Here is a 23,937-nt window from a genome sequence, read left to right as displayed (position 1 = left end):
GCCGTCCACGCACGAAAGAGGTCGACTTGAACACGCCCACCCCCTGGTTCACCCCGGCCCCCGGTGCCGCGGGCGCCAGGCGTCTGTTCTGCTTCCCGTTCGCGGGCAGCAGCGCCGCCTCCTTCCTGCCCTGGCAGGCGCTGCTGGGTACGCGGCTGGAACTGCGGGTCGCCCTGCTGCCCGGCCGCGGTCTGCGGCTGTTCGAGGCGCCGCTGGACGATATGGACGAACTGGTCGACCGGCTGGCGGGGGCGGTGGCGGACCTCGCCGACCGGCCCTTCGCCTTCTTCGGCCACAGCCTGGGTGCCCTCGTGGGCTTCGAGGTCGCCCGCGCCCTGCGCCGCCAGGGGCTGCCGGGTCCGGACGTGCTGTATGTGTCCGGCGCCGAGGGGCCGCAGACCCGCGCGGTCGAGCGCCACCTGCACGATCTGCCGGAGGCGGAGCTGATCGACGCCCTGCGCGACTACAACGGCACGCCCGCCGAACTCCTGGACGACCAGGAGATGATGCGGCTGCTGCTGCCCGGCCTGCGCGCCGACTTCGCCCTGGACGAGCGGTACGCCTACCGCGCCGAAGCGCCGCTGGACATCCCCTTCCACCTGCTGCTCGGCGACCGGGATCCCCATGTGGACGCCGTCCGCGCCGCCGGCTGGGCGCGCGAGAGCACGCGGCCGCTGCACCGGCACGAGTACGCCGGCGACCACTTCTTCATCCACTCCCACCAGGCCGCCATCACCGCGCTGCTGGCGGCGGCACCGGCCGCCGGCCCCGTCGGCCCGCGGCCGCTCACCTGACGCGCCGAGGACCCCGCCATGAACCCCTATCAGTCGCTGCCGCCCCGCTCGTTCTGGCGCTCCGCCGTGGCCGAGCCGGAGATACCGGACATCGGTGAACTGTGGACACCGAAGTTCGCCATCGGACAGGACGACCCGGTCCTCACCGCCGGCTCCTGCTTCGCCCGCCACATCGGCCGCGCCCTGCGCGACCGGGGCATGAACTGGCGCGACGCCGAACCGGCCCCACCGGGGCTGACCGCGGCCGAGCGCCAAGACCGCCACTACGGCGTGTTCTCGTTCCGCACCGGCAACATCTACACCGCCGCCATGCTGCGGCAGTGGCTGGCCTGGGCCTACGGCCACGCCACACCGCCCGACGAGGTCTGGCACGAGGACGGCCGCCATTTCGACCCGTTCCGCCCGGCCGTCGAGCCCGCGGGCCATGCCACGGCCGAGGCGGTGGCGGCCGCGCGCCGGGCGACGCTGGCGGCGATCCGTACGGCCGTCGCCGAGGCGAGCTGCCTCGTCTTCACCCTGGGCCTGACCGAAGCCTGGCTGGACGGCGGCGACGGCACCGTCCACCCGGTCTGCCCCGGCACCGTACGCGGCACCTTCGACGCCGAGCGGCATGTCTTCCACAACTTCACCTTCGACGAGGTGCACCGCGACCTGTCCGCCGCGCTCGCGCTGGCCCGCGCCGCCAACCCACGGCTGCGCGTGCTGCTCACCGTGTCGCCGGTGCCGCTCACCGCGACGGCCACCGGCGGCCACGCGCTCACCGCCACCACGTACTCCAAGTCCGTACTGCGGGCCGTGGCCGGGCAGTTGGCGCAGGAGCACGACGACGTCGACTACTTCCCCGCGTACGAGATGATCACCGGCTTCCCCTTCAAGGCGGTGTTCTTCGAACCGAATCTGCGCACGGTCTCGCCAGCGGGTGTCGCCTTCGTCATGCGCCAGTTCTTCGACGCGCTCGACCGGCGCCCGGCCGAGCCGCGGCCCGCCCACCGCACCCCACCCGCCGGCGGAGAGGACTTCTGGTGTGACGACGCCGTACTCGACTACTACAACCCCCGCTAGGGCCAGGTTCCTGCTGCTGGGCGACTCGCACGCCGGTCCGATCGGGCGGGCGGCGAAGGCGGCCGGTATCCCGTTCCACGGCGGCCCGATCGGCGCCGGACGCGAGTTCACCGCCGGCTTCTTCGACCTGCGCGAGAACGATGTGGTCTTCCGCAAGCCGGAGGCGGAGGCGCGCTACCGCGGTTTCCTGGCCGAGCTGGGCGTGAGCGGCCTCGACCGGCTCACCGTGCCACTGGTGTCGACCTTCGGCTTCAGCGTCCACTTCGTCGCCACGACCGAGAACTGGGAGGTCTACCGGGTCCGCGGCGGCGGCCTCGCACCGGGCTTCCTGGCGAGCGGGCTGTTCGACGACATCGTCCACGCCATGGTCCGCGACGCGCTGGCCTTCTACCGCCATGCGCGCGGCCTGGGCCTGCGGGTGCTGGCGGCGATGCCGCCGCAGCGGGTGCCGGGCCAGTCCGACCCGCTGGTCTTCCGCGCGGCGCAGGAGACCGTCCGGCGCGCGCTGGACGCCCTGGGCGTCGAGATCGTCGATCTGCGCGCCCGCGTCACCGACGGGACGGGCTTCCAGCGCCCCGAACTGTGCGAGGCCGACGACCCGATCCACGGCAATCTCGCCTTCGGCCGGCTGATCCTGGCCGACCTGCTGGAGCGCGGTCTGTGACCCCCGCCCCCGTATGACACCACCGGCCGGCACCCGGCCACTCCCCTCACCCCACCCCACCCCACTCGGCACCACCACCCCACTTCAGGAGGACGGAATGGAGCAGTTCGCACTCGATGCGGTCGAGCGCCTCACCACGCGGCCACGGGCGGTCTACGACACGATCGGGGTCGATCCGCTGACCCCGGTGATCGGCGCCGAGGTGTCCGGCCTCGACCTGTCGAAGGAGCTCTCGGACGAGCAGCTGGACGAGGTGCGGCGCGCCTTCCTGGAGCACCATGTGCTGGTCTTCCGCGACCAGGAGCTGTCGCCCGCGGACCACAAGCGTTTCGCCGGCTACTTCGGTGAACTGCGCCAGATGCCGCTGACCGGTACCGACGACGGCGACCCGGCCATCCTCGACCTCACCGCCACCAAGGAATCGCGTTACGTGGCCGGTGAGGACTGGCACTCCGACGGCACCGCCGACGCCGAACCCGCGCTCGGCTCGATGCTCTACGTCACCCATCCACCGGAGATCGGCAGCGGCGGCGACACCCTGTTCGCCAACATGCACCTGGCCTACGATCTGCTGTCGCCGCCCATGAAGTCCTTCCTCGACGGCCTGACCGCGGTGCACGACGGCCTGATCCCGTGGCAGGGCTACACCCCGCCGCCCGAGTACGTCGTCCCCAAGAGCGAGCACCCGGTGGTGGTCCGCCATCCCGAGACCGGCCGCAAACTGCTCTACGTCAACGGGGGATTCACCTCGCACATCGCGCAGCTGTCGCGCGGTGAGAGCCGGGCGCTCCTCGACCTGCTGTTCGGCCTGGTCGCCCGCGAGCCCCTGCTGAGCTGCCGCGTCCGCTGGGCGCCCAACACCCTGGTCTTCTGGGACAACCGCTGCACCCAGCACCACGCGATATGGGACTACTACCCGCACTCCCGCCACGCCCGGCGGATCTCCATCAACGGCGGGCGGCCGCGAGCCTGAGCGGTGCGCGCCAGGGGGCGGCGGCACGGTGGTGCCGCGCGGCGGGCACCGCCTTGACGACGCTCTCCGAACAACCGGCGCACCCGCGGACCGTAGGTGCGGCGCCCGCCGCCGGTGCCCTGGACCGGGCACCGGCGGTACGGAGGGCGGGCCCGGCTCAGGCCGCGGTCCGGGCCAGGCTGTCGGCCAGCCCGTCGGCGAGCCGCCCGTAAGCCGCCCGGTGCCGCTCTTCCTGGCCGGCCGCTCCGTCCCGGCCGGCATGGGCGTGGGCGTACGCCTGCACGCGGGCGAACGGGTAGGTCCGGGCGTAGGCCCGCGCATCCCCCGCCGCGTAGGCGGCCGCCAGCGCCCGCGCGTTCGCGAGGGCGTTGGCGTCGGCGTAGGACCGGGCGTTGGCGCCGGTGTTGAGCTGGGCGTAGGTCTCGGCGAACTCGGCGGCCCGTTCCTCGCCGAACCCGTTGGCGATCGCGTAGGCATGGGCCTGGGCGCCGGCCGTGGCGCAGGCGTCGGCGTAGCCGTAGGCGTGGCGGTAGACCTCTCGCAGCGCCGGCTCCAGCGCCGCGGTCCAGTCCGCTTCCGGCACCCGCTCGCCGGCCAGCGTCCGGGTGTGCAGCAGCCCCACCGCATGGTGCGGCCCGGCGGCCCCGCCGTGCCGCACGCTCGCCTCCGCCAGCATCGGCGCGACGACCCGGGCGTGCCAGTCGTGCACGACGCCGAGGGGCACCCGGCCGCCCAGGCGCCCGAGTTCGCCGTGCACGCGCCGCGCCCAGTCCTGCGCGGCGGCGGCATCCTGGCCGTCGAAGAGCACACCGACCAGCTGCGCCGCCCAGGCCGGCAGGTCCGGACGGGGGCGGGGCCCCGGATCGTCCTCGTCCCGGCCGGCCATACCGGCTTCGAGCTGGGCGAGGAAGTACGGGAACGCCTCGGCGGCGGCCGGGGAACTGCTCACTTGGTTCTCTCCTGTCTCGTGTCTCGGCTTCGTCTCGGGTCGCGGGTTCGTCGGGGGCGTAACTTTCGGCTTCCGGCTTCCAGCTTCCGGCTTTCCGGACTGCCGCGCGGGCTCTGCCCCACCTCTGCCCCGCACCGTCCCGGCCCTGCCCCGCAGCTTGCCGTATCCGCCGCCGCAGGCGAAGCCCCCTGCCCTGTCCGGTCCGCCGGGGAAGTGAACCGGGAGGTAGGGGTTGGCCGTTCGGGCGCGGCGGGCTTAGCGTCTGCTGATCATTACTTCTTCGGAGGATCGCTGCCGCTATGAGCGTTACCGACACCGACAACGGTCTGTGGATCCGGCGCTTCGCCACTTCGGCCGAGAACGCCCCGCAGCTGGTGTGTCTGCCCCATGCGGGCGGCTCGGCCAGTTTCTACTACCCCGTCGCCACCGCACTCGCACCCGCCGTCGAGGTGCTGGCCATCCAGTACCCGGGGCGGCAGGACCGCAGACAGGAGAGCTGCGTCGACGACATCCACGAACTCGCCGGGCGGCTGTTCACCATTCTGCGGCCCCTGATGGGGCGCCCGATGGCGCTGTTCGGGCACAGCATGGGGGCGACGCTCGGGTTCGAGCTGGCCAGGCTGATGGAGCAGGCCGGGCAGCCGGTGTCGAGGCTGTTCGCGTCGGGGCGGCGGGCGCCGTCCCGGCCCCGGCACGAGAGCGTGCATCTCCTCGACGACCAGGGGCTGCTGGCCGATGTGCGCAAGCTGAGCGGCACCGATTCGCGGATCCTGGACGATGAGGAACTCCTGCGGATGGCGCTGCCGGCCATCCGCGCGGACTACCGCGCCGTCGAGACCTACGTCTACCGGCCCGGCCCCCAACTCACCTGCCCGGTAACGGTGTTCACCGGGGACGACGACCCGAAGACGACACTCGACGAGGCGCGGGACTGGGCGACCCACACCACCGGCGCCTTCGACCTGGACGTCTTCCCCGGCGGGCACTTCTTCCTCACCGAGCACCAGCCGGCGATCCTGCGGAAGATCGCGCAGCAGCTGGCGGTCTGACGACGCGACCCCGGCCACGTGGCGGCGCCCGGCGACGGGGCGCCGCCACCGGCGCGTCGGTGGTCACCCGGCGGCGGCCGTCCGCGCCTTCGCCTACGGCGCGGACCCGGGCCATTGGCCTCCCCGCCCGCCCGGCCGTCCAGGTGTTCTCCAGGCCGGTCCCCGGCCCCGCCGGCGTGGGCGGCTCAGAGCAGTCCCTGACCGGCGGCCGGCGCCCTCATCAGGGTGATGCGGCGGCCGTCCACCGTGAGGGTCCCGGTGTCGGAGAGCCTTCTCAGGACGCGGGAGAAGGTCTCCGGCTTGAGGCTGAGCCGGGAGGCGATGATCCCCTTGTCGGTCGGCAGTTCGACCCGGACCGGGTATCGGAGTGGCGGACCGTCGTCGCCACCGCCCGCCAGCCGTTCCAGATAGGCCAGGACTCGCTGGGTGCCGTTGTGGAGTGCGTAGGACTCCACGTCGGAGACCAGTTGGTGCAGCCGTTGTGCCAGCCCGCCGGCCATCCGCAGCGCGAAGCCGGGGCTGTGATGGGCGAGGCGGAGCACCGGTTCGTGCGGGATGGCCACCAGGGTCACGGGCGAGAGGGCGATCACCGATACCGGGTAGGGGCGGCCGGTGAACAGCAGCGCGTCCCCGAAGGTCTGCCCTGCCGACACCAGTGAGATCACCTTCTGTTCCGCGGTGGCCGCCGACACCACCAGCTGCACATGGCCCTGGCACACGAAGTAGAACCAGCGGTGCAGGTCCCCGGCCTCGACGAGGACCTCTCCCTTGCGTGCGGTGACCGTGCGAACCCGCTCCGCGATGAGCCGCAGATCGGCCGTGTCGATCTCGCTGAACAGGGGGATCCGGGCGAGCTCGGATACCGGGAAGGGCTGGCGCATGCCCTCAAGTATAGATTTTGCGGTTTTTGATCCAGGTCAAGGCGCTATGAGCTGCTTTTCCCTAGCGTCATGGCAGTCGGCGCGACAGCCGCGACGCCAGACGTGCCGGATATCCGGTGCCGACCAGCGAGGACCAGAGGAATAGCGTGTTCTGTTACCAGTGCGAGCAGACGGACCGGACCGGCGAGACCCCCGGGTGTCACACCAAGGGCACCTGCGGCAAGGACGAGACCACCGCGGCGCTCCAGGACCTGCTCGTGCACCTGTGCAAGGGGGTCGCCCAGTACGCGGTGCGCGGCCGGGCGTTGGGCGCGGTCGACCGGGAGGCTTCCGCCGTCGTCGCATACGGCCTCTTCTCCACCCTCACCAACGTCAACTTCAACGCCGCCCGGTTCGTGAAGCTGATCCACGAGGCAGCCGCGGTGCGTGACCGGGTGCGGGCCGGATACGAGGAAGCGGCCCTCGCGGCCGGCCGGCACCCCGAGCGGCTGCGCGGCCCGGCCGTGTTCGAGCCCGCCGGTGACGTGGACGGGCTGCTCGCCCAGGCCGGGCAGGCGGGCATCAGGGCCGGGGTGGAGCTGGTCGGCGAGGACGTCGTGGGCCTGCGTGCCTTCGTCCTGTACGCCCTCAAGGGTGTCTCCGCGTATATGCACCACGCCAGGGTGGTCGGATACCGGAGTGACGAGGTGGACGCCGGTATGGAGGCGGAGCTGGACTACCTGGCCGGTGAGCCCACCGACGTCGAGGATCTGCTCGCGCACGTGAGTGCGGTGGGGCGGGTGAACCTTCAGGTCATGGCGCTGCTCGACAGTGCCAACACGGGCACCTTCGGTACGCCCTTCCCCACCAAGGTCCGTACGTCGCCGGTCGCCGGGAAGGCGATCCTGGTCAGCGGGCACGGCTTCGACGAGCTGCTGGAGTTGCTCCAGCAGACCGAGGGAACCGGCATCCGGATCTATACGCACGGCGAGATGCTGCCCGCGCACGCCTACCCCGAACTCGGCAAGTACCCGCACCTCGCCGGTAACCACGGCGGGGCCTGGCAGGACCAGCAGCAGGACTTCGCGGCCTTCCCCGGCCCGGTCGTGATGACCTCCAACTGCCTCATCGAGCCGCTGCCCGCGTACAAGACCCGCACCTTCACCACCGGTCCGGTCGGCTGGCCCGGCGTGCGGCACATCGCCGGCTACGACTTCAAGGCCGTCGTCCGCGCGGCCAAGGCCACCCCCGGCTTCGCCGAGACCGCACCGGAAGCGCTGATCACCATCGGGTTCGGGCGCAACGCACTGCTGTCGATCTCCGAGGACATCGTCAACGCCGTGCACTCCGGCGACATCCGCCACATGTTCCTGATCGGCGGCTGCGACGGCGCCGCACCCGGCCGCGACTACTACACGGAGCTCGCCCGTGCCACCCCGGCGGAGTCGGTGATCCTCACCCTCGGCTGCAACAAGTACCGCTTCAACAAGCTCAGCCACGGCACCACTCCGGGCGGCCTCCCGCGCCTGCTCGACGTCGGCCAGTGCAACGACACCTACGCCGCGCTCCGGGTCGCCGAGACCCTCTCCGCCGCGCTCGACACGGACATCAACGATCTGCCGCTCACCATCGTGCTGGCCTGGTTCGAGCAGAAGGCCCTGGCGGTCCTCGCCACCCTCATCCACCTCGGCCTGCGCAACGTCCGCACCGGCCCCACCGTCCCGGCCTTCGTCACCGAGCCCGTCTGGCGCCTCCTGAGCGAGCGGTTCGGACTGCGTACCAGCGAAAGCGCGGAGAAGGATCTCGCGGACGCCCTCGGGGCCACCCGATGACCGCAGCACCGGCACCCGGCACGGCGCGGACCCCCACCGGGGCCGAGCCGGTCCCCCTGCGCATGACCACGCTGGACGGCGAGATCCTCCAGGCGGAGTGCCTGCCGGGCCGGTCCGTCCTGGACGCGGCCGCCGACGCCGGGTACCTGCTGCCGTCGCTGTGCAGAAAGGGCACCTGCGGCGCCTGCGCGGTCACCGTCACCGACGGCCCGTACACCCTCGGCCCGCACAGCCCCGAAGCGCTCAGCCCCGAGCGCGCGCGGGCCGGCGGCGCGCTGCTGTGCCGCACCTACGCCGAGGGACCGCTGGCCGTCAGCCTGCCCTACGAGCGGTCCCGGATCATCAGCGGACGGCTCACCGAACGCACCGCCACCGTCTCCGCCCTGGAGCGCCTCACCGGTGACCTGGTACGCCTGGTACTCCAGCTCGACGAGGACGGACAGCTCGGCAGCGGAGCCGAGTTCGAGCCCGGCCAGTTCGCCCAGCTGCGCATCCCCGGCGAGACCGAGGAGTCCCGCGCCTACTCGTACGCCAACGCCCCCAACTGGGACGGCGAGCTGGAGTTCTATGTGCGGCTCCGCCCCGGCGGGCATTTCTCCACCTGGCTCGACACCCGTGCGACGCCCGGCGACAGCGTCACCGTGCTCGGGCCGCAGGGTGCGTTCGGGCTCGTCGAGACCGGGCTGAGACCCCGCTGGTTCGTGGCCGGCGGCACCGGCACGGCACCGCTGCTGTCGATGGCCCGCCGCATGGCGGAGTTCGGCGAAAGCCACCCGCTGCGCTTCTACAGCGGCGCGGACACCGTGGCGCAGCTGTGCGGGGCGGAGGCGATCTCGGCCCTCCGCGACGAGCTGCCCCAACTGGAAACGGTGTTCTCGGTCAAAGAACCGGTTGACCGGGCGGGCTACCGGCACGGCCGCATGATCGACGCGCTCGTCGCCGACCTCGTACGGCTCCGCACGAGCGGCGGAACCGACCCGGACCTGTACATCTGCGGCTCACCCGGGCTCATCGACGCCGTCGAACGGGCCGCCGCCGACCACGGCCTCGCCCCGGACCGGGTCCTGAGCGAGAAGTTCAACTCCTCCGCGACCTGACCGGCCCACCCCGGCCGCGCCGGACGGTCCGCCACACCTCGACCCCGGCACCCTCACGTCAGACCCTCCACCAACGAGAAAAGGAACACCCTCATGTTCGGCATCAGCATCGACACCACCCACACCCCCGGCGCCCGGGGCCACGCCCTGCGCCTCGACCCCGAGGGCAGCCCCTTCCGGACGCTCGCCGCAGTGCGCATCCAGGTCCCGGCGGGCGGCACGATCCCGGCCCACACACACGGCACGTCCGAGCTGCTGCTCACCGGCCTGGCAGGCGTCGTGACAGCATCCTGCGGCTGCGGCTCCAAGACGGTCGCACCGGGAACCCTCGCCATGCTGCCGGCGGGGAAGGAACTCACCCTCACCAACACCGGCCACGAGGACGCCACGCTCCTCGCCGTCTTCTCACAGAGCGAGTTCACCGAAAACCTGCCACGTGCCGGCGCCCAGGGCTGCGGCTGCCAGGGCCGGCACCACGCCTGAGGAGTGCCGTCCTCGGACCCCGTCCCGCCGCCCCTCCCCCGCCGGGGGGCTCACGCCCCCGAGGAGCCCAGCGCGATGTCCGTGTCCCGCCCACCCCATCCTTCGGGGCTTCGCCAGATGAGGTGGACGTGGAAGACGTCGCGGACGGTATCCGCGGACCACTCGTCGGCGGGGGGTTCGGGGAGGACCAGATAGAGGCTGTCGGCCGGTGTCGGCAGCGTGTGGTTGATCTCCAGCAGGCGGGTCGCGCCCGAGCGGAGGTCCGCATAGGTGGAGCAGCCCGCTCCCAGGGCCTCGTAGAGGAAGAGGCCGCGCTCGGTGACGCAGCTGACGTCGACGACCGGTGAGTCGGTCGGCTGGAGGTCTGCCCAGAGAAGTGACGATTTCAGCGCATGGCGGATCGCCTCGTGCTTCTTGCAGGTGCGGTCGGCGTCGGCGGCCGCCTCCAGTGCGCGGAGGAAGCCTTCCTGCGCGGTCGGGGCCGGTGCGGCGGAGGTGGTGTCCGCGGTGGTCATCTGCACTTCTTCCTTCTGTTCGGGGTGCCGCGGGGCGACGGGGGCCGCGGCCGCAGCCTCGTCGTCGGGGTGCTCCCCCGCCTCGGCGGCGAAGCGGGTCTGAAGTACCCGTCGCGCTTCGGCGAGCGGCACCGCCCAACCGGAGGCGGCCAGCTCTTCCTTGAGGCGGCCCGCGTCCAAGGTGCCGTCCTTGAGCGCGCGCTGAGTTGTCGCGGTGAGGTCTCGTAGCACGCCCAGTTCGTCCCGGCTCGGCTCGCCGAACAGGTGCAGTACGTCGACCCAGTCGGCTTGGTCCCGTCGGAGGATGCGGTGGGCCATGCCCTGGAGCTCGGAGAGGCGGCTGCGGGCGTCCGGCACGTCGCCGTTGTTCTCGATCAGCTCACCGAGCACGTCCAGTGCCGCGCCGTAACGCCCCGCCATCCGCTCCGAGACGGGCGACCGGCCGCGCTGGTCGGCGGCGAGCACGGTCTGGTTCGTCTCGTTCGCGAACACCCAGCAGTCCAGCTTCTCGCCCTGTTGCGGGAGAACCGATCCGTGGCGGACGGTGAGCACCAGCGGCCGGTCGATCACCGGGGACAGGGGCTTGACCCGGTAGCGGCCGCCGGGGGCCCGGCCCACGACCTCCACCCTGACATCCGTGCCGATCCGCGGAAGCCGTGCCGCCGCTTCTTCCGGCCGGGCACCGGCTGCCGCCGCTTCCCCGTTGTCCCCCGAGCCGATGAGTGCGTCCGGGAGCGGTGCGGTGTGCAGGACGGTCAGGCTCTGGGTGCTGCGGGTCAGCGCCACGTACAGCTGCCGCAGACCGGCGGGACCGCGGTCGGCGATGGTGGCGGGCTCGATGACCAGGACATGGTCGTACTCCATGCCCTTGGCCTGGGTGGCGGCCAGAACGGACACCGCCTCGCGGTTCCGCTCGCCGATGTCGCCGCCTCCGTCGATCCGGCGGCTGATCGCGTCCAGCCAGTCCGAGTCGTCGGGGACGATGACGGCGACGGAACGGAGGGTGCTTCCGTCACTGGTACCCACCAGGCGGGACACCTGGGCGACCGTGTCGTCGAGGAGCTTCCACGGCTCGGTCGCCACCGTCCGTACGGCGTCTTCGCCCGCCTCCCGCACGGCCTGCGGATAGGGCAGGTCCGGGGCGACCGCCCGCGCGAGCGGGGCGACGAACTCCATGATCTCGGCGGGGACCCGGTAACTCGTGTTCAGTTCGGCCACGCGCCAGTCGCCGTGGTCGGACAGGAGCGCGCCGATGCGGTCCCAGTTCGTCGGGATGTGGGGACCGGTCGCCTGCGCCAGGTCACCCAGGACGGTCATGGAGCCGCCCGCGGCACAGCGCCGCCGTAACGCGCGGGCCTGCATGGGGGTGAGGTCCTGTGCCTCGTCGACGACGATGTGCCCGTAGCGCCGCGGAGTGTCCCCGCTGATGAGCACCTGGAGCTCTTCGAGGCAGACGTGGTCGTCGAGCGTCCACGGGTCGGCGTCGGCGCTGGCGGCGCGGGCACGCAGCAGAGCCGCCTGCTCGTCCTCGTCGAGGATGCCGTCGGCGCAGCCGCGCAGGAGGTCGGGCGAGTCGTAGAGGCTGCGCAGGGCCTCACGTGGGCCCGGTGACGGCCAGACGCGTTCGATGAGGCGCTCGACCCGGCGGTTGCGTTCCAGGTCACGGCGGATGGTGCCGGCCTGTCCGCGCCGGGGCGCCATGACGGCGAGTTCCTGGAGGAGGCGGTCGACGAGCAGACCGCGGAAGCGATCGCGGCGTTCCCGGTAGGGGCCGTCACTCTCATGGGCCTGGCCGAGGAGGGTAAGGATCTCGGACCGTGGTACGCGCAGGGTCGTGCTCCCCGCCGTGACGACGATCGCGGACTCGTCGCCCTCGAAGGCGGGGACGACGGTGAGGTCGTCGAGGGCTTCGGGGCGGTAGTCGTTCGCCACCCGGCGGCGCAGCACGGCCGCCATGCGTTCGTCCGACTTCACGAGCCGGGCCCGCGGGGAGTCGGTTCCGAGGATCTCGCCCTCCCACAGGCGGCTCAGCTGGACGGCGTTGACGTCACGGGTGCCGAGGGTGGGGAGGACCTGGCCGACGTAGTCGAGGAACCGCTGGTGGGGGCCGATGACGAGGATGTCCTGGGCTTTGAAGTGGTCGCTGTTGACCAGCCAGGTGACGCGATGCAGGCCGACCGCGGATTTGCCGGTGCCGGGGCCGCCCTGCACGACGAGGACGTCCGAGGGGGAACCGGTGACCAGGTCCATCTGATCACGGCGGATGGTTTCTACGATGTCCCGCATCCGGCCGCCGCGCGAGCGCTGGAGCTCCCGCAGCAGGAAGTCGTCGGGCTGGAGCGGTTTCCGGCGCCGGCGTACGACGATGTCGCCAGGGGTGGGGGCCGGCGCGCGGCGCTCCGCCCGTGCCGGGGCGGGGGCTTCGGGCGGGGTCTGCGTCCGGTCGTCGTCGGTGGTCTGCCGGGGCTTCGGGACGGACGGGGGTGCGGGTTCGGACACCGGCGGAGCGATCTCGTCGAAATAGCCCTCAACTACCCGCTGCACGCAGCGTAATTGGCGTCGTAAGACGACCTCGCCCGGGTTCTCGGGGAGGGCTTCGCGCCACTTCTTCGCCAGCGGGCTGGTCCACAGCAGGACCACCGGCTCGTTCGAGGCGTCCTGCACGCCTCGACGCCCGATGTACCAGGGGCGGGGCGCCGCGCCGGGTTCCTCCGGCACATCGACCCGGGTGAAGACGAGGGCCTCGTCGCCGAGCCCGTCATACGCGGCGGCACGCGCCTCCGCTTCGAACCGGTTGGCGATGCCGTCCTTGCCGCTCGCCGACGCCATGGCGGCCGACGTGCCGCTCATCTCGGCCAGCCGCGCGGTGTAGCAATCGTAGGCGCGGTCCACCGCCTCCTGCTCGACGGCAAGGACCTCGTCCCGAGTGGTCGTGCTCATGTACGTCCTCCCTGCGGTGCCGAAGGGACACCGCCACGGACCTGTGCCCGTACCCCGCTGAAACAACTATCAGAGACCGGGCGGTGTCGAACAGTCAGTACGTCAGTTCCTCGGCCACCGCCCGCCAGGCGCGCACCCGGCCGTACGCGGGGCCCCTCTCGGTCCCACACCCCTGCTGTTGTTACAGTGGCGAAGACGTTGATCGTGTATGGAGGAGAGCGGACATGGTGGTGGACGACGACATCTCCGGGTGATACCCGGACCGACTGGCCACCGGCCGGTGCACAAAAGCACCGCCGTCGTGGCGTCGTTGTCGTTCCCCCTTCTTCCTGTCTGCTGTCCGCCGAGGCAGAAGTGTCATTCCTGCCTCCCTCCTCACGAGGTCGTCTCCATGTCCGGCGTTTCCGTCGTCTGCTCGAACCTGTCCTTCACCTGGCCCGACGACACCCCTGTCTTCCGGGATCTCTCCTTCACCCTCGGCTCCGGTCTCACCGGTCTCGTCGCGCCCAACGGCACCGGCAAGAGCACGCTTCTCAGGCTCATCGCCGGTGAGTTGCGGCCCGTCAGCGGGTCGGTCTCCGTGTCCGGCACCCTCGGCTACCTCCCGCAGAACCTCCCCCTGACCGGCGATCTCACGGTCGCCGAGGTGCTGGGCGTCGCCGCGGTCATCCGGGCCATCGACGCGGTGGAGTCCGGGGACGTCGACGAGAAGCACTTCACCGCCATCGGCGACGACTGGGACATCGAGGAACGCACCCGCGCCCAGCTGGACCGCCTCGGCCTGGCCGGTCTCGCGCTGGACCGCAGCCTGCGCACCCTCAGCGGCGGCCAGATCGTCTCCCTCGGTCTCGCCGCCCAGTTGCTGAAGCGGCCCGACGTGCTGCTGCTCGACGAGCCCACCAACAACCTCGACCTCGACGCCCGGCACAAGCTCCACGACGTGCTGGCGGACTTCACCGGCTGCCTGCTCCTGGTCAGCCACGACCGCGTCCTGCTCGACCGCATGGCACGCATCGCCGAGCTCCACCGCGGCGAACTGTCCTTCCACGGCGGCAACTTCACCGAGTACGAGCAGACCGTGCGGGCCGGGCAGGACGTCGCCGAGAAGAACGTCCGCAACGCCGAACAGGAGCTGAAGCGGGAGAAGCGGGAGCTGCAGCAGGCCCGTGAGCGCGCCGAGCGCCGGCAGAGCAACGCCGCCCGCAACCTGAAGAGCGCCGGGCTGCCCCGTATCTTCGCCGGCAACATGAAGCGGGGCGCGCAGGAGTCCGCGGGCCGGGCGGGCCAGTTGCACGCGGGCCGGGTCAGCGACGCGAAGGCCCGGTTGGACGAGGCCGGGCGCGCGCTGCGCGAGGAGCAGCGCATCACGCTGGACCTGCCGGACACCGGCGTGCCCGCCGGACGCAATCTGTTCCTCGGTGAACGGCTCCGCGTCCGGCTCGGCGACAAGGAGGTGTTCGCCGGCCAGGGGGTGGACCTGACCGTACGGGGCCCGGAGCGTATCGCCCTGACCGGCCCCAACGGTGCCGGCAAGAGCACGTTGCTGCGTCTGCTCCACGGCGACCTGGCACCGCACAGCGGCGAGCTCAAGCGGGCCGACGGACGCATCGCCTACCTTTCGCAGCGCCTCGACCTGCTGGACCCGGACCGTACGGTCGCGGAGAACTTCGCCGCCTTCGCGCCGGAGCGGCCGGAGGCCGAGCGGATGAACCTGCTCGCCCGTTTCCTCTTCCGGGGTGCCCGCGCCCATCTGCCCGTCGGGGTGCTCTCCGGCGGCGAGCGGCTGCGCGCCACCCTGGCCTGCGTACTGTGCGCGGAGCCCGCCCCGCACCTGCTGCTCCTGGACGAGCCGACGAACAACCTGGACCTGGTCAGCGCGGGCCAGTTGGAGAGCGCTCTGAACTCCTATCAGGGTGCGTTCATGGTGGTCAGCCACGACGAGCGGTTCCTCCGCGAGATCCGCGTGAACCGGTGGCTGCGGCTGACCGCCGGCGAACTGGCGGAGACGGCAGCCCCTGAGGTGTGACCGGCGCGCCACCGCGGACCGATGAGGTATCGGGCCATCGGTCCGCGGTGGGCAGGGGGTCAGTGCTGCGGGTGCGGGCGTGGCTGGAACACGGACCGCCGGTGCTTGGTGGCGGTGCCCTTGGTGCCGCGTCCGATGGCGATGCGCAGGCGAATGGCGTTGACCACCTCCGCGATGCCCAGGACGATGGCCATGATGCCCGTCACCAACGTGAGCGCGGCGATCGAGCCGAACGGTGAAACGATCAGCACGATGCCTGCGAGCAGGGTGATGATGCCCACGAAGAGCTGCCAGCCGCGTGCGGGCGCTCCGGGAGCCGAACCGGCGGCCGCGGTCATCATGATGCCGCGCAGCAGCCAGCCGAAGCCGATCCAGAGGGCGAGCAGCAGGATCGATTGCATGGTGCCCCGGAAGCAGATGAGTCCGAGGAGCACGCTGATCGCGCCGGTGACGAAGTGCAGTGCCCGCAGGTGCCCGGGAACGTGTGAGCCGAAGGCGCTGGCCAGTTGGAAGACACCGCTGACCAACAGGTAGGCGCCGAAGGCGATTCCGACGACGAGCAGCGTTTTGCCCGGCCACACCAGGACGACCACGCCCAGGGCGATGGACGCCAGGCCGATGGTGAACAGGGCCTGCCAGCCGAGGTTGGCCAGGATGCCCAGGGCTTCGCCCTCCGCGGAGGTGGCCCGGGGTTGCGGCGGGCTGTCGCCCGAGGCTGTGGAGGGGTCTGTCATACCTCCCACCTCTCTCATGGAACAGCACGGTCGATGGACGCTTCCATCGTCACCCCGTCGGCCCCGTCCCGCTCGGGGAGCGCTCCGCCGCGCTCGGGAAGACGCCCGTTCCGGGCACTTACCGCGTTCCCTCCGTCACCGGTCCGGTACCGGCCTCGCTTCCCACCAGGCCGGTGGGCAGCGAACCGGCAGCACGCACAGGATCCGGCCGGTCACCTTGCGCAGGGCCCCGTCCTCCCGGCCGGCCCGACGGAGCCCGGTGCGATCGCGAGATCCTGCATGGCCTCGGCCTGTGCGCTGCCGGTTCCGCCACCGCCGCGGCCGGCGCCCCGGACGGAAGCAGGGAACGCCGGCGTTTCACTCCTCGGGCTCACTCGCCCATGGCATGCGTGCTGCCCGCCCCTCGGCGTCAGTCGTCCAGCGGACCGGAGTCCGTGGACGGCATCCGGCTCCGGGGGCCGCGGAGGCGGGGGCGTATGCGGTCGAGGAGGACGAGGGCCAGGGCCAGGACGTAGAAGGCCAGGCCGAAGACGACGGTGTTGGTGGCGATCCCGGCATAGCCCTGGACGTCGACATCGAGGAAGGGATAGGGGTAACGGCCATCGGTGCCGGGGGCGAGGAAGGCGCCGCGGATGAGGGCGAAGGGAAGGTACAGGAAGGGGTAGGCGAGCCACTGCCAGGCGTGGCGGAGCAGGAGGGCGCCGGGGGCGGTGAGGACGAGCCAGTCGAGGACGGCGGCGAGGGGGGTCGCGGTGTGGAGGAGTTGGCTGGCGGCCGTTTCGAGGGGGGTGCGGTGGCTGGTCATGGCGAAGCCGCTGGAGTCGTTCGACAGGACGAAGTGGAAGACGAGCCCGGTGATGCAGATATAGAGCAGCGCCGCACCGGTGATCCGCGGTGCGAGGGCGGGACGCCCGGTCCAGGCCCGGTGGGCGGACCAGGCGAAGACGAGGGCCAGCAGGATGTTGGACTGGATCGTGAAGTAGCTGAAGAGACGGCCCAGATCGTGGGAGGCGATCGTGTCCAGGACGATGCCGGTGACCCCGGTCAGGGCCGCGAGCGCCCGGAAGGCCGCCGCGACGGGGCGGCGGCCTCCCGCGGAGGGTGCGGGCGCGGCCGGATCACCGGGGAGGCCGGGCCGGGCCGCGGGCTCGGTGGAAGTGGCAGTGGCCGTGGGCGTGGTGGAGGGTTTCGGATCAAGCATTGGTCCACCGTACGGGCCGGGTCCGGGGCGGTCTCCGTGCCGGTCCGCCACGCGTCGGCGGCCTCCGTGAAGCGGCGCGCCCGCCAGGCCGTGAACCGGCCGCCGTGGCTGCCCGGTCGGCGTCCGGCACACCGGCGGGGCGGCGGCCCGGACGGCGCCGTGGTCCGTCCGGGCCGCCGCCGGGCCCGCCGCCGTCAGCCGTCGTCGCCCGTCTCCGGGAGCAGCGGAAGGGTGAGCCGGAAGACGGAGCCCACGCCCGGGGTGCTGCGCGCCGTGACGGTGCCGCCGTGCGTCTCCGCGAGTTTGCGCACGATCGACAGGCCGAGGCCGCTGCCGCCGGTCTGTCTGCTGCGGGACTTCTCGGCGCGCCAGAAACGGTCGAAGACGTGCGGGAGTTCGTCCGGCGCGATGCCCGCACCCGTGTCGGCGACGTCGATCCGTACGGTCCCGTCCGCCGCCTGCGAATGCAGGGTCACCGTGCCGCCGCGGGGGGTGTGCCGGATCGCGTTGGAGACGAGGTTGCCGGCCATCTGCCGCAGCCGGACCGGGTCCGCGTCGACGAGCGTTCCGTCGTCGGCGGTGACGGTGAGCGTCACGCCGGCGGCGTCCGCGTCGGCGCGGTGCGCGTTCGCGGTCTGCGCCAGCACGTCCGCCACCTGCACCGGCACCTTCCACAGCCGCAGTTCGCCCGCGTCGGCCGCCGCCAGATCGCGCAGGTCGTCGATGATGTGCTGCAGCAGCAGCGCCTCTTCGAGTACGGAGGCCAGCAGGTTCCCGTCGTTGTCGACGACGCCGTCCTCCGCCGCCTCCAGCCAGCCCCGGATGTTGCTCAGCGGCGTGCGCAGCTCGTGCGCCACGTCGCTGACCATCGCCTTGCGCAGCTGTTCGAGCTCCGCGCGCCGTCCGGCCATCGAGTTGAAGGCGACCGACAGCCGGCCGATCTCGTCACCGCCGGTCACCCGCACCTGGGCGGACGCATCGCCCTCCGCCAGCCGCTGCACCGCGGCGGTCAGCGCGCGCAGCGGACGCACCAGCCGGATGCCGGCCAGGACGGTGACGGCGACGGTCACCAGCAGCACCAGCGCCGCGCCCCCGGCGATCCGCGCCTTGTTGGCCGGGGACAGGGCGAAGAAGGTGGTCGCGGCGCGGCCCGGACTGGCGACGTACAGCTGCGCGGCGGGCGCGACGTACGGGGCGAGTTGTTCCGCGCGGCTGGAGGCGACGCACGAGGAGACCTGGGGCCTGTCGGCCCCCCGCCCCTCGGCGACCGGCCTGCCGCCGGCGTCGAGTGACAGGGCCACGGCGGGGTCGCCGCGGTGGGTGAGGCAGGTGGCGACGAGAGTGTTCAGCACGGCCAGCGCCTTCCTCTCGGTGGGGGTCGGCTCGGCGAGCGCCGCGGCCGGGCACGCGGAGGTGGCGCTCACACCGGCCGGCAGCAGCCGGGGCCGCCCGCTCGGCTCCCGCTCGATACGGACGTCGACCCCGGTCCTCCGCTCCACGCACGTCTTGAGGCGCCCGGCGAGGGCGTCGAGATCGTCACGTTCGTCCCTGGGCAGCAGGAACGGTCCCGCCGCCCGCGGGTCGATCCGGTCACCCGCCGCGCGGGGCAGCAGGTCGGGGTTGACGGCGAGCGGGTCGATGACGGCGGTGGGCTTGGCGGGCGGCCGGAACGGTACGCCGGGCTCCGGGTCGGAGTCGGCGACCGGCCGCGGTTGGCCCCGGACGGTCAGCACGATGCGGTGGCCCGTCCTGCGGGCGAGCGCGGCCACCGTGCCACTCACGTCCGACCAGTCCGGATGCCAGGCCGCGTAGCCTAGCAGCGCGTCGTACGCCTTGGCGTCGTCGGCCAGCGCCTGGCCCTGTTCCTCGCGGATCGCGACGGCCGTCATCCGGACGACCACGTACGCGGTGGCGGCGACCGAGCAGACGGACACGATCACGGACACCGCCAGCAGTCGCAGCAGCAGACTGCGGCGCAGCGGCACCTCACGGCGCAGTGGTTTCGGTCTGCCGCGCCTGCGGGCCGCACGGCGGGACTTGGCCGCCGGATCGGTGTCGGGCCGGTTCGGGTCAGGGCCCATGGCGCGCGTCCCTTTGGCCGGTGGCGGGCCCGGGGTTCTCCCGGCCGGCGGGCTGCTCCTGGTCGACGAGTTTGTAGCCGAAGCCGTATACCGTCACCAGCCGGCGGGCGCTGCGCGGGTCCTGTTCGATCTTCCTGCGGAGGTTCATGACGTGCATGTCCACGGTCCGCGCGCTGATGTAGCAGTCGGCGCCGTGCAGCCGCTCCAGGATCTGCGTCCGGCTGAAAACCTGTCCCGGCCGCGAGGCCAGCACCTCCAGGAGCCGGAACTCGCCCGGTGTGCAGTGGATGCGGCGGTCGTGGGCCCACACCTCGTGGCGCCCGGGGTCCACGGTCAGCGGCCCGACCCGCAGTACGGGGTCCGGCCCGGCCGCGTCCGCGCCCGTGCCCGCGCGCCCGCCGCGCCGGAGCAGGGACCGGGCGCGGGCCATCAGTTCGCGCGGACCGGACGGTTTGGACAGGTAGGCGTCCGCGCCCAGGTCCAGGCCGAGCAGTTGGTCGTCCACGGTGGAACGGGCGGTCAGCATCAGCACCGGCAGGGCGGCGAGGCCCGCCTCGGCGCGCACGGTCCGGCACACGTCGAAGCCGTCGATGAACGGCATCATCACGTCGAGGATCAGCAGGTCGGGCAGCCGGCGCCGGAGTTCCGCGAGCGCCGTCGCACCGTCGTGCACCACGACCACGTCGTGGCCCTCGTGTTCCAGATAGCGGCGGACCAGAGCCGCCTGTTTCCGGTCGTCCTCGGCGACGACCACGCGTGCACACATGCGGCGAGTCTAGGAATGCCGTGTGCCGCCCGGGGCGGCCGGGCGCGACCCCTATGAGCACCCCATGAGTTCCTGACAGCTTTCTGACAAGTCATCGCGATGCTCGACACCATGCGGAACACGAAACATCTCTCCCCCGCGGTCCGTACCACCGCGTTCTCGGTCTGCGCGCTGCTCGCCGCGACCGTGCTGACCGCCTGTGGTGCGGGCGGCGAGTCCGGCGCCAAGGCCGCCAAGGACGGCGTCTCGACCCTGGAAACCGGAAGCCCGGCGCCGGACGGCAAGCCCGGTACGTCCGCGGCCCCCGAGGTCGACTCCCGGCGGCCGCAACTGCGCATGGACTCGACGGAGGAGGAGATCGACAAGCTCGACAACGCCTACAACGCCTGCCTCCAGGCCCACGGCGTCCCCATGAACACCAAGCGGGCCGAGCTCGCGGGCGCCAAACAGGCGTGGCCTATGCAGGGCAAGGAGATCACCACGAAGTACAAGGCGGCCTTCGACGCCTGTCTGGTGAAGCTGCCCCGGCGGCCACCGGAGCAGGACCCGGCGGTCAACCCGCACTACACGGACGACTACCGCGTCTACGTGAAGTGCATCAACAAGACGGGCATGCGGGTGAAGATGCTCCAGGACGAGCACGGCATCGCGACGGGCTGGAATTACGCCGACGACAACGGCACCAACGGGTTCTCCGAGGCCAAGCAGAACGAGATCGACAAGACGTGCGAGAAGGAGGCGTTCGGTGGCAAGAAGGGATGACGCCCCGGCGTCCGGCCGCCGGCGCGGCAGGAGGATCGCGGCGGTGGCGGCCCTGACCGTGCTCTCCGGAGGCGCCGTCGGCGCGGTGGCACTGTCCGCGCACGGCCGTGACCAGCAGCCCAAGGAAGCGGGCGCCCCCTCGGCTCAGACGGCCGCCATCGTGCGGACGGACCTCGCCGACAGCCGGACGCTGCCCGGCGCCCTCGGCTTCGGCGGGCAGACGGTGGTCAAGGGCACGGGCAAGGGGTCCCTGACCCGGCTGCCGAAGCCGGATACGACGGTGGCCCGCGGCAAACCGCTGTACTGGGTCGACGACCGGCCCGTGATGGTGTTCTTCGGCGACACCCCCGTCTTCCGCACCCTCGACACCTCGGGGGTCAGCGGGCGGGACGTGACCGTACTCGCCGAGAACCTCCGGGCGCTCGGCTACGACACCGGCCCGGCGGTGAGCGTCCCGCAGAAGGCCGGCTCCGGCAAGGGCGCGGAGCCCGGCACCAAGCTGACCCCCACGCTGCTCGCCGCGCTGAAGCGCTGGCAGCACGACACCGGTCAGCAGGAGACCGGGAAGCTCGTCCCCGGGGAGGTCGTCGTGGTGCCCGGACCGTACCGGGTCAGCGGGATCAAGGCACAGCTCGGCGATCCGGTGGCCGAAGAGGTGCTGACCGTCACCTCCGTCCACAAGTCGGTCCAGGTGAAGGTCGAGGCCCAGGACGCCGCCCCGATCCACAAGGGCGACCCCGTCACCCTCGCCTTGCCCAGCACCAAGAGCGTGCCGGGCAAGGTCACTTCGGTCGGGCAGACCGTGCAGGGCGGGGCCGACACGGACGCCTCGGGCGCGGCCGCCCCGGCGACGCTCCAGGTGACCGTCGAGCCGGTCGACAGCGCCTCGGTGAAGGACCTCAGCTCGGCGTCCGTGCAGGTCACCTTCACGGCCGAGAAGCGGGAGCACGTGCTCGCCGTCCCGGTCGGCGCACTGCTGGCGCTGCGCGAGGGCGGCTACGCGCTCCAGCGGACCGACGGCCGGCTCATCGCCGTCAAGACCGGACTGTTCGCGAAGGGCATGGTCGAGATCTCGGGCTCGGGCATCAAGGAGGGCGACCGGGTGGTGACCACGTCGTGAGCCTTCCGCACCCCCCACCGGCGGCCGCCGACACGTCGCCGACCGCCGTCCTCCCCCGCGAGCCCGGCCCGCCCGGCCCGCCCGTCCTCACCGTCCGGAACGCGACGAAGGCGTACTCCGGCGGCGTCAAGGCGCTCGACGACGTCTCGCTCACCATCGGCGAAGGCGATCTGCTCGCCATCGTCGGCCCGTCCGGATCCGGCAAGTCGACGCTGCTGAACATCATGGGCACCCTCGACCTGCCGACCAGCGGCTCGGTCGAGATCGGCGGCAAGGACCCGGCCCAGCTGTCCGACCGCCGCCTCTCGGCGCTGCGCGGACGCTGGCTCGGCTTCGTCTTCCAGCAGTTCCACCTCACCGAGGGGCTGAGCGCGGCGGAGAACGTCGCCACCGGACTACTGTACGCGGGCGTGCCCCGGCGGCAGCGCAGGCCGCTGGCGGTCGCCGCGCTGGAACGGGTCGGGCTCGGCCACCGTGTCGGGCACCTGCCGCATCAGCTCTCGGGCGGCGAGCGGCAGCGCGTGGCCATCGCCCGCGCACTGGTCAACCGGCCCGCGCTGGTTCTCGCCGACGAGCCGACCGGCGCCCTCGACACGGCCAACAGCCAGGCCGTGCTCGACCTGCTCATCCGGCTGAACACCGAGGGCACCACCATCGCGGTCATCACCCACGAACGGGACCTCGCGGCCCGGCTCCCGCGCCGGGTCGAGATCCGCGACGGCCGCATCGTCGCCGACACCGCAGCGCACACCGGGGGCCCGCAGTGAAACGCACCGACACCGTCCCCGACCCGACCGGACCGGACGCCGACCCCAGCCGCCCGGTCCGGCTCGCCCCCTCCGACGTGCTGCGCCTGGGCCTGCTCGGGATCCGCACCCGCCGGATGCGCGCCGCGCTCTCCGCGCTCGGCATCTCCATCGGCATCGCCACCCTGATCCTGGTGACCAGCATCCCGGCCTCCAGCCAGCGCCACCTCGACCAGCAGTTGTCCGCGCTGGGCACGAACACGCTGCGCGCCGAACCCATGTCCAACCAGAAAGAGCCCATCCTCCTGCCCGAGGAGGCACCGGACATGGTCCGGCGGATCGGCCCGGTCACCCATGCGAGCGCCGTCGCCAACACCCATTCCCTGGTGCGCCGTTCGGACCGCACCGATCCCAACGACGGACTGGGCCTGACGGTGCTCGCGGCCCGGACCGACCTGCTGCCCGCGGTGAACGGCACCGTCGGCTCCGGTACGTTCCTGAACTCCACGACCGACTCCTTCCCCACCGTCGTCCTGGGGTACGAAGCCGCGGCCCGACTCGGCATCCCCCGCCTGACGCCCGGCCAGGAACCGCCCCAAGTCATCATCGGCAACACCTACTTCACCGTCATCGGCATCCTCGCCCCGATGCGTCTCGCCCCCGACCTGGAACGCTCCGTCCTGGTCGGCTGGGGCGCCGCCAAGAAGACCCTGCACTTCGACGGGCATCCGACGGTCGTCTACACGACGGCACGCGAGGACTCCATCGAAGACGTCGCCTCGGTACTCGCGGCCACCGTCTACCCGCAGGCCCCCGGCCTCATCCAGGTCAGCCGCCCCTCCGACGCCCTGGCCGCGAAACGCGCCACCGCATCGACGTTCTCGGCCCTCTTTCTCGGCCTCGCGGGCGTCGCCCTGCTGGTCGGCGGCGTCGGCGTCGCCAACACGATGTACATCTCCGTACTGGAACGCCGCCGCGAGATCGGCCTCCGCCGCGCCCTGGGCGCCCACCGCGGCCAGATCCGCGGCCAGTTCCTCACCGAGTCGGTGGCCCTGTCCCTCCTGGGCGGCATCCTGGGCACCGTCGTAGGCGTCCTGGCCTCCCTCGGCTACGCCGTCTACCAGGGCTGGCCGCCGGTCATCCCGCTGTCGGCGGTAGGCGCCGGCACCGCCGGAGCGATCGCGATCGGGGTGGTCGCGGGCGTGTACCCGTCCATGCGGGCTGCGCGACTGGCGCCCACCGAGGCGTTGGCGACGGGGTGAGGTAGCGCCTGGCGGGTCCGA

The 23,937-nt window shown here is 72.2% G+C and carries 20 protein-coding genes; 13 read left to right on the top strand and 7 right to left on the bottom strand.

Annotated elements, in window-relative coordinates:
- Window positions 1–26 precede the first annotated feature (26 nt).
- From IH09_RS00635 to IH09_RS00620, 4 genes are all read left to right on the top strand, one after another.
- Window positions 27–794, top strand: coding sequence for a thioesterase II family protein (locus IH09_RS00635; protein WP_052853213.1), 768 nt, complete (start codon window positions 27–29; stop codon window positions 792–794).
- 18 nt (window positions 795–812) lie between these two features.
- Window positions 813–1,856 (top strand): GSCFA domain-containing protein, encoded by a 1,044-nt coding sequence (locus tag IH09_RS00630; RefSeq protein ID WP_052853212.1) that lies wholly within the window; start codon window positions 813–815, stop codon window positions 1,854–1,856.
- Window positions 1,819–2,520: a hypothetical protein gene (locus IH09_RS00625; RefSeq protein WP_190233170.1), complete on the top strand. Its 702-nt coding sequence runs from the start codon at window positions 1,819–1,821 to the stop codon at window positions 2,518–2,520. The genes IH09_RS00630 and IH09_RS00625 overlap by 38 nt, the downstream gene beginning before the upstream one ends.
- A gap of 97 nt (window positions 2,521–2,617) precedes the next feature.
- Window positions 2,618–3,493 (top strand): TauD/TfdA dioxygenase family protein, encoded by an 876-nt coding sequence (locus IH09_RS00620; RefSeq protein ID WP_052853211.1) that lies wholly within the window; start codon window positions 2,618–2,620, stop codon window positions 3,491–3,493.
- A 157-nt stretch (window positions 3,494–3,650) separates the two neighbouring features.
- Here IH09_RS00620 and IH09_RS00615 read toward each other — a convergent pair whose 3' ends face one another.
- Window positions 3,651–4,442 carry a hypothetical protein gene (locus IH09_RS00615; protein WP_052853210.1) on the bottom strand — a complete coding sequence of 264 codons (792 nt, stop codon included), beginning with the start codon at window positions 4,440–4,442 and terminating at the stop codon, window positions 3,651–3,653.
- 299 nt (window positions 4,443–4,741) lie between these two features.
- Between IH09_RS00615 and IH09_RS00610 the strand changes: the two genes are divergently transcribed.
- A complete protein-coding gene (locus tag IH09_RS00610; RefSeq protein WP_052853209.1) occupies window positions 4,742–5,491 on the top strand; it encodes a thioesterase II family protein in 750 nt (249 codons plus the stop codon).
- A gap of 185 nt (window positions 5,492–5,676) precedes the next feature.
- Here IH09_RS00610 and IH09_RS00605 read toward each other — a convergent pair whose 3' ends face one another.
- On the bottom strand, window positions 5,677–6,372 hold the full coding sequence (locus IH09_RS00605; RefSeq protein ID WP_052853208.1) for a Crp/Fnr family transcriptional regulator: 696 nt from the start codon (window positions 6,370–6,372) through the stop codon (window positions 5,677–5,679).
- Window positions 6,373–6,518: 146 nt separating this feature from the next.
- Between IH09_RS00605 and hcp the strand changes: the two genes are divergently transcribed.
- The 3 genes from hcp (at window position 6,519) to IH09_RS00590 (ending at window position 9,763) form a co-directional block, all read left to right on the top strand.
- Window positions 6,519–8,183, top strand: coding sequence for a hydroxylamine reductase (gene hcp / locus IH09_RS00600; RefSeq protein WP_052853207.1), 1,665 nt, complete (start codon window positions 6,519–6,521; stop codon window positions 8,181–8,183).
- Window positions 8,180–9,280: a 2Fe-2S iron-sulfur cluster-binding protein gene (locus tag IH09_RS00595; protein WP_052853206.1), complete on the top strand. Its 1,101-nt coding sequence runs from the start codon at window positions 8,180–8,182 to the stop codon at window positions 9,278–9,280. The genes hcp and IH09_RS00595 overlap by 4 nt, the downstream gene beginning before the upstream one ends.
- A 93-nt stretch (window positions 9,281–9,373) precedes the next feature.
- Window positions 9,374–9,763, top strand: a complete 390-nt coding sequence (locus IH09_RS00590; protein ID WP_052853205.1) for a cupin domain-containing protein — start codon at window positions 9,374–9,376, stop codon at window positions 9,761–9,763.
- Window positions 9,764–9,813: 50 nt separating this feature from the next.
- On the opposite strand, the gene IH09_RS00585 is transcribed toward IH09_RS00590, so the two are convergent.
- A complete protein-coding gene (locus IH09_RS00585; protein ID WP_052853204.1) occupies window positions 9,814–13,218 on the bottom strand; it encodes a HelD family protein in 3,405 nt (1,134 codons plus the stop codon).
- A 391-nt stretch (window positions 13,219–13,609) separates the two neighbouring features.
- Between IH09_RS00585 and IH09_RS00580 the strand changes: the two genes are divergently transcribed.
- Window positions 13,610–15,244, top strand: coding sequence for an ABC-F family ATP-binding cassette domain-containing protein (locus IH09_RS00580; RefSeq protein WP_052853203.1), 1,635 nt, complete (start codon window positions 13,610–13,612; stop codon window positions 15,242–15,244).
- A 59-nt stretch (window positions 15,245–15,303) separates the two neighbouring features.
- On the opposite strand, the gene IH09_RS00575 is transcribed toward IH09_RS00580, so the two are convergent.
- The 4 genes from IH09_RS00575 to IH09_RS00560 form a co-directional block, all read right to left on the bottom strand.
- The gene (locus tag IH09_RS00575) at window positions 15,304–15,978 is read right to left on the bottom strand and encodes an HdeD family acid-resistance protein (protein ID WP_052853202.1); all 675 of its coding nucleotides are present in this window, start codon (window positions 15,976–15,978) and stop codon (window positions 15,304–15,306) included.
- A 409-nt stretch (window positions 15,979–16,387) separates the two neighbouring features.
- Window positions 16,388–17,179 carry a Pr6Pr family membrane protein gene (locus IH09_RS00570; protein WP_052853201.1) on the bottom strand — a complete coding sequence of 264 codons (792 nt, stop codon included), beginning with the start codon at window positions 17,177–17,179 and terminating at the stop codon, window positions 16,388–16,390.
- 194 nt (window positions 17,180–17,373) lie between these two features.
- On the bottom strand, window positions 17,374–19,260 hold the full coding sequence (locus IH09_RS00565; RefSeq protein ID WP_110951968.1) for a sensor histidine kinase: 1,887 nt from the start codon (window positions 19,258–19,260) through the stop codon (window positions 17,374–17,376).
- Window positions 19,250–20,026 (bottom strand): response regulator transcription factor, encoded by a 777-nt coding sequence (locus IH09_RS00560; RefSeq protein WP_052853200.1) that lies wholly within the window; start codon window positions 20,024–20,026, stop codon window positions 19,250–19,252. Before IH09_RS00560 ends, IH09_RS00565 begins: the two co-directional genes overlap by 11 nt.
- 111 nt (window positions 20,027–20,137) lie before the next feature.
- On the opposite strand from IH09_RS00560, the gene IH09_RS00555 reads away from it, so the two are divergent.
- Genes IH09_RS00555 through IH09_RS00540 form a run of 4 tightly spaced genes read left to right on the top strand, consistent with a single transcriptional unit; the run spans window position 20,138 to window position 23,916 of the window.
- Window positions 20,138–20,788, top strand: coding sequence for a hypothetical protein (locus IH09_RS00555; RefSeq protein ID WP_190233169.1), 651 nt, complete (start codon window positions 20,138–20,140; stop codon window positions 20,786–20,788).
- Complete coding sequence (locus tag IH09_RS38720) at window positions 20,772–21,908, top strand: efflux RND transporter periplasmic adaptor subunit (protein WP_052853198.1); 1,137 nt, start codon at window positions 20,772–20,774, stop codon at window positions 21,906–21,908. The genes IH09_RS00555 and IH09_RS38720 overlap by 17 nt, the downstream gene beginning before the upstream one ends.
- Complete coding sequence (locus IH09_RS00545; RefSeq protein WP_052853197.1) at window positions 21,905–22,675, top strand: ATP-binding cassette domain-containing protein; 771 nt, start codon at window positions 21,905–21,907, stop codon at window positions 22,673–22,675. Before IH09_RS38720 ends, IH09_RS00545 begins: the two co-directional genes overlap by 4 nt.
- Window positions 22,672–23,916, top strand: coding sequence for an FtsX-like permease family protein (locus IH09_RS00540; RefSeq protein WP_052853196.1), 1,245 nt, complete (start codon window positions 22,672–22,674; stop codon window positions 23,914–23,916). Before IH09_RS00545 ends, IH09_RS00540 begins: the two co-directional genes overlap by 4 nt.
- Window positions 23,917–23,937 lie beyond the last annotated feature (21 nt).

The sequence above is a fragment of the Streptomyces celluloflavus genome, assembly GCA_000720995.1.
Lineage (GTDB): Bacteria > Actinomycetota > Actinomycetes > Streptomycetales > Streptomycetaceae > Streptomyces > Streptomyces celluloflavus.
Note: the sequence above shows the minus strand (reverse complement) of the source record. Positions and strands in the feature narration are given on the sequence as shown.

What these genes read in the sequence shown, in the direction of transcription:
- IH09_RS00610 (WP_052853209.1), top strand. Translation starts at nt 4,742, where the DNA reads ATGAGCGTTACCGACACCGACAACGGTCTGTGGATCCGGCGCTTCGCC.
- IH09_RS00565 (WP_110951968.1), bottom strand. Translation starts at nt 19,260, where the DNA reads ATGGGCCCTGACCCGAACCGGCCCGACACCGATCCGGCGGCCAAGTCC.
- IH09_RS00620 (WP_052853211.1), top strand. Translation starts at nt 2,618, where the DNA reads ATGGAGCAGTTCGCACTCGATGCGGTCGAGCGCCTCACCACGCGGCCA.
- IH09_RS00575 (WP_052853202.1), bottom strand. Translation starts at nt 15,978, where the DNA reads ATGACAGACCCCTCCACAGCCTCGGGCGACAGCCCGCCGCAACCCCGG.
- IH09_RS00630 (WP_052853212.1), top strand. Translation starts at nt 813, where the DNA reads ATGAACCCCTATCAGTCGCTGCCGCCCCGCTCGTTCTGGCGCTCCGCC.
- IH09_RS00590 (WP_052853205.1), top strand. Translation starts at nt 9,374, where the DNA reads ATGTTCGGCATCAGCATCGACACCACCCACACCCCCGGCGCCCGGGGC.
- IH09_RS00570 (WP_052853201.1), bottom strand. Translation starts at nt 17,179, where the DNA reads ATGCTTGATCCGAAACCCTCCACCACGCCCACGGCCACTGCCACTTCC.
- IH09_RS00585 (WP_052853204.1), bottom strand. Translation starts at nt 13,218, where the DNA reads ATGAGCACGACCACTCGGGACGAGGTCCTTGCCGTCGAGCAGGAGGCG.
- IH09_RS00580 (WP_052853203.1), top strand. Translation starts at nt 13,610, where the DNA reads ATGTCCGGCGTTTCCGTCGTCTGCTCGAACCTGTCCTTCACCTGGCCC.
- IH09_RS00560 (WP_052853200.1), bottom strand. Translation starts at nt 20,026, where the DNA reads ATGTGTGCACGCGTGGTCGTCGCCGAGGACGACCGGAAACAGGCGGCT.
- IH09_RS00595 (WP_052853206.1), top strand. Translation starts at nt 8,180, where the DNA reads ATGACCGCAGCACCGGCACCCGGCACGGCGCGGACCCCCACCGGGGCC.
- IH09_RS00605 (WP_052853208.1), bottom strand. Translation starts at nt 6,372, where the DNA reads ATGCGCCAGCCCTTCCCGGTATCCGAGCTCGCCCGGATCCCCCTGTTC.
- IH09_RS00555 (WP_190233169.1), top strand. Translation starts at nt 20,138, where the DNA reads ATGCGGAACACGAAACATCTCTCCCCCGCGGTCCGTACCACCGCGTTC.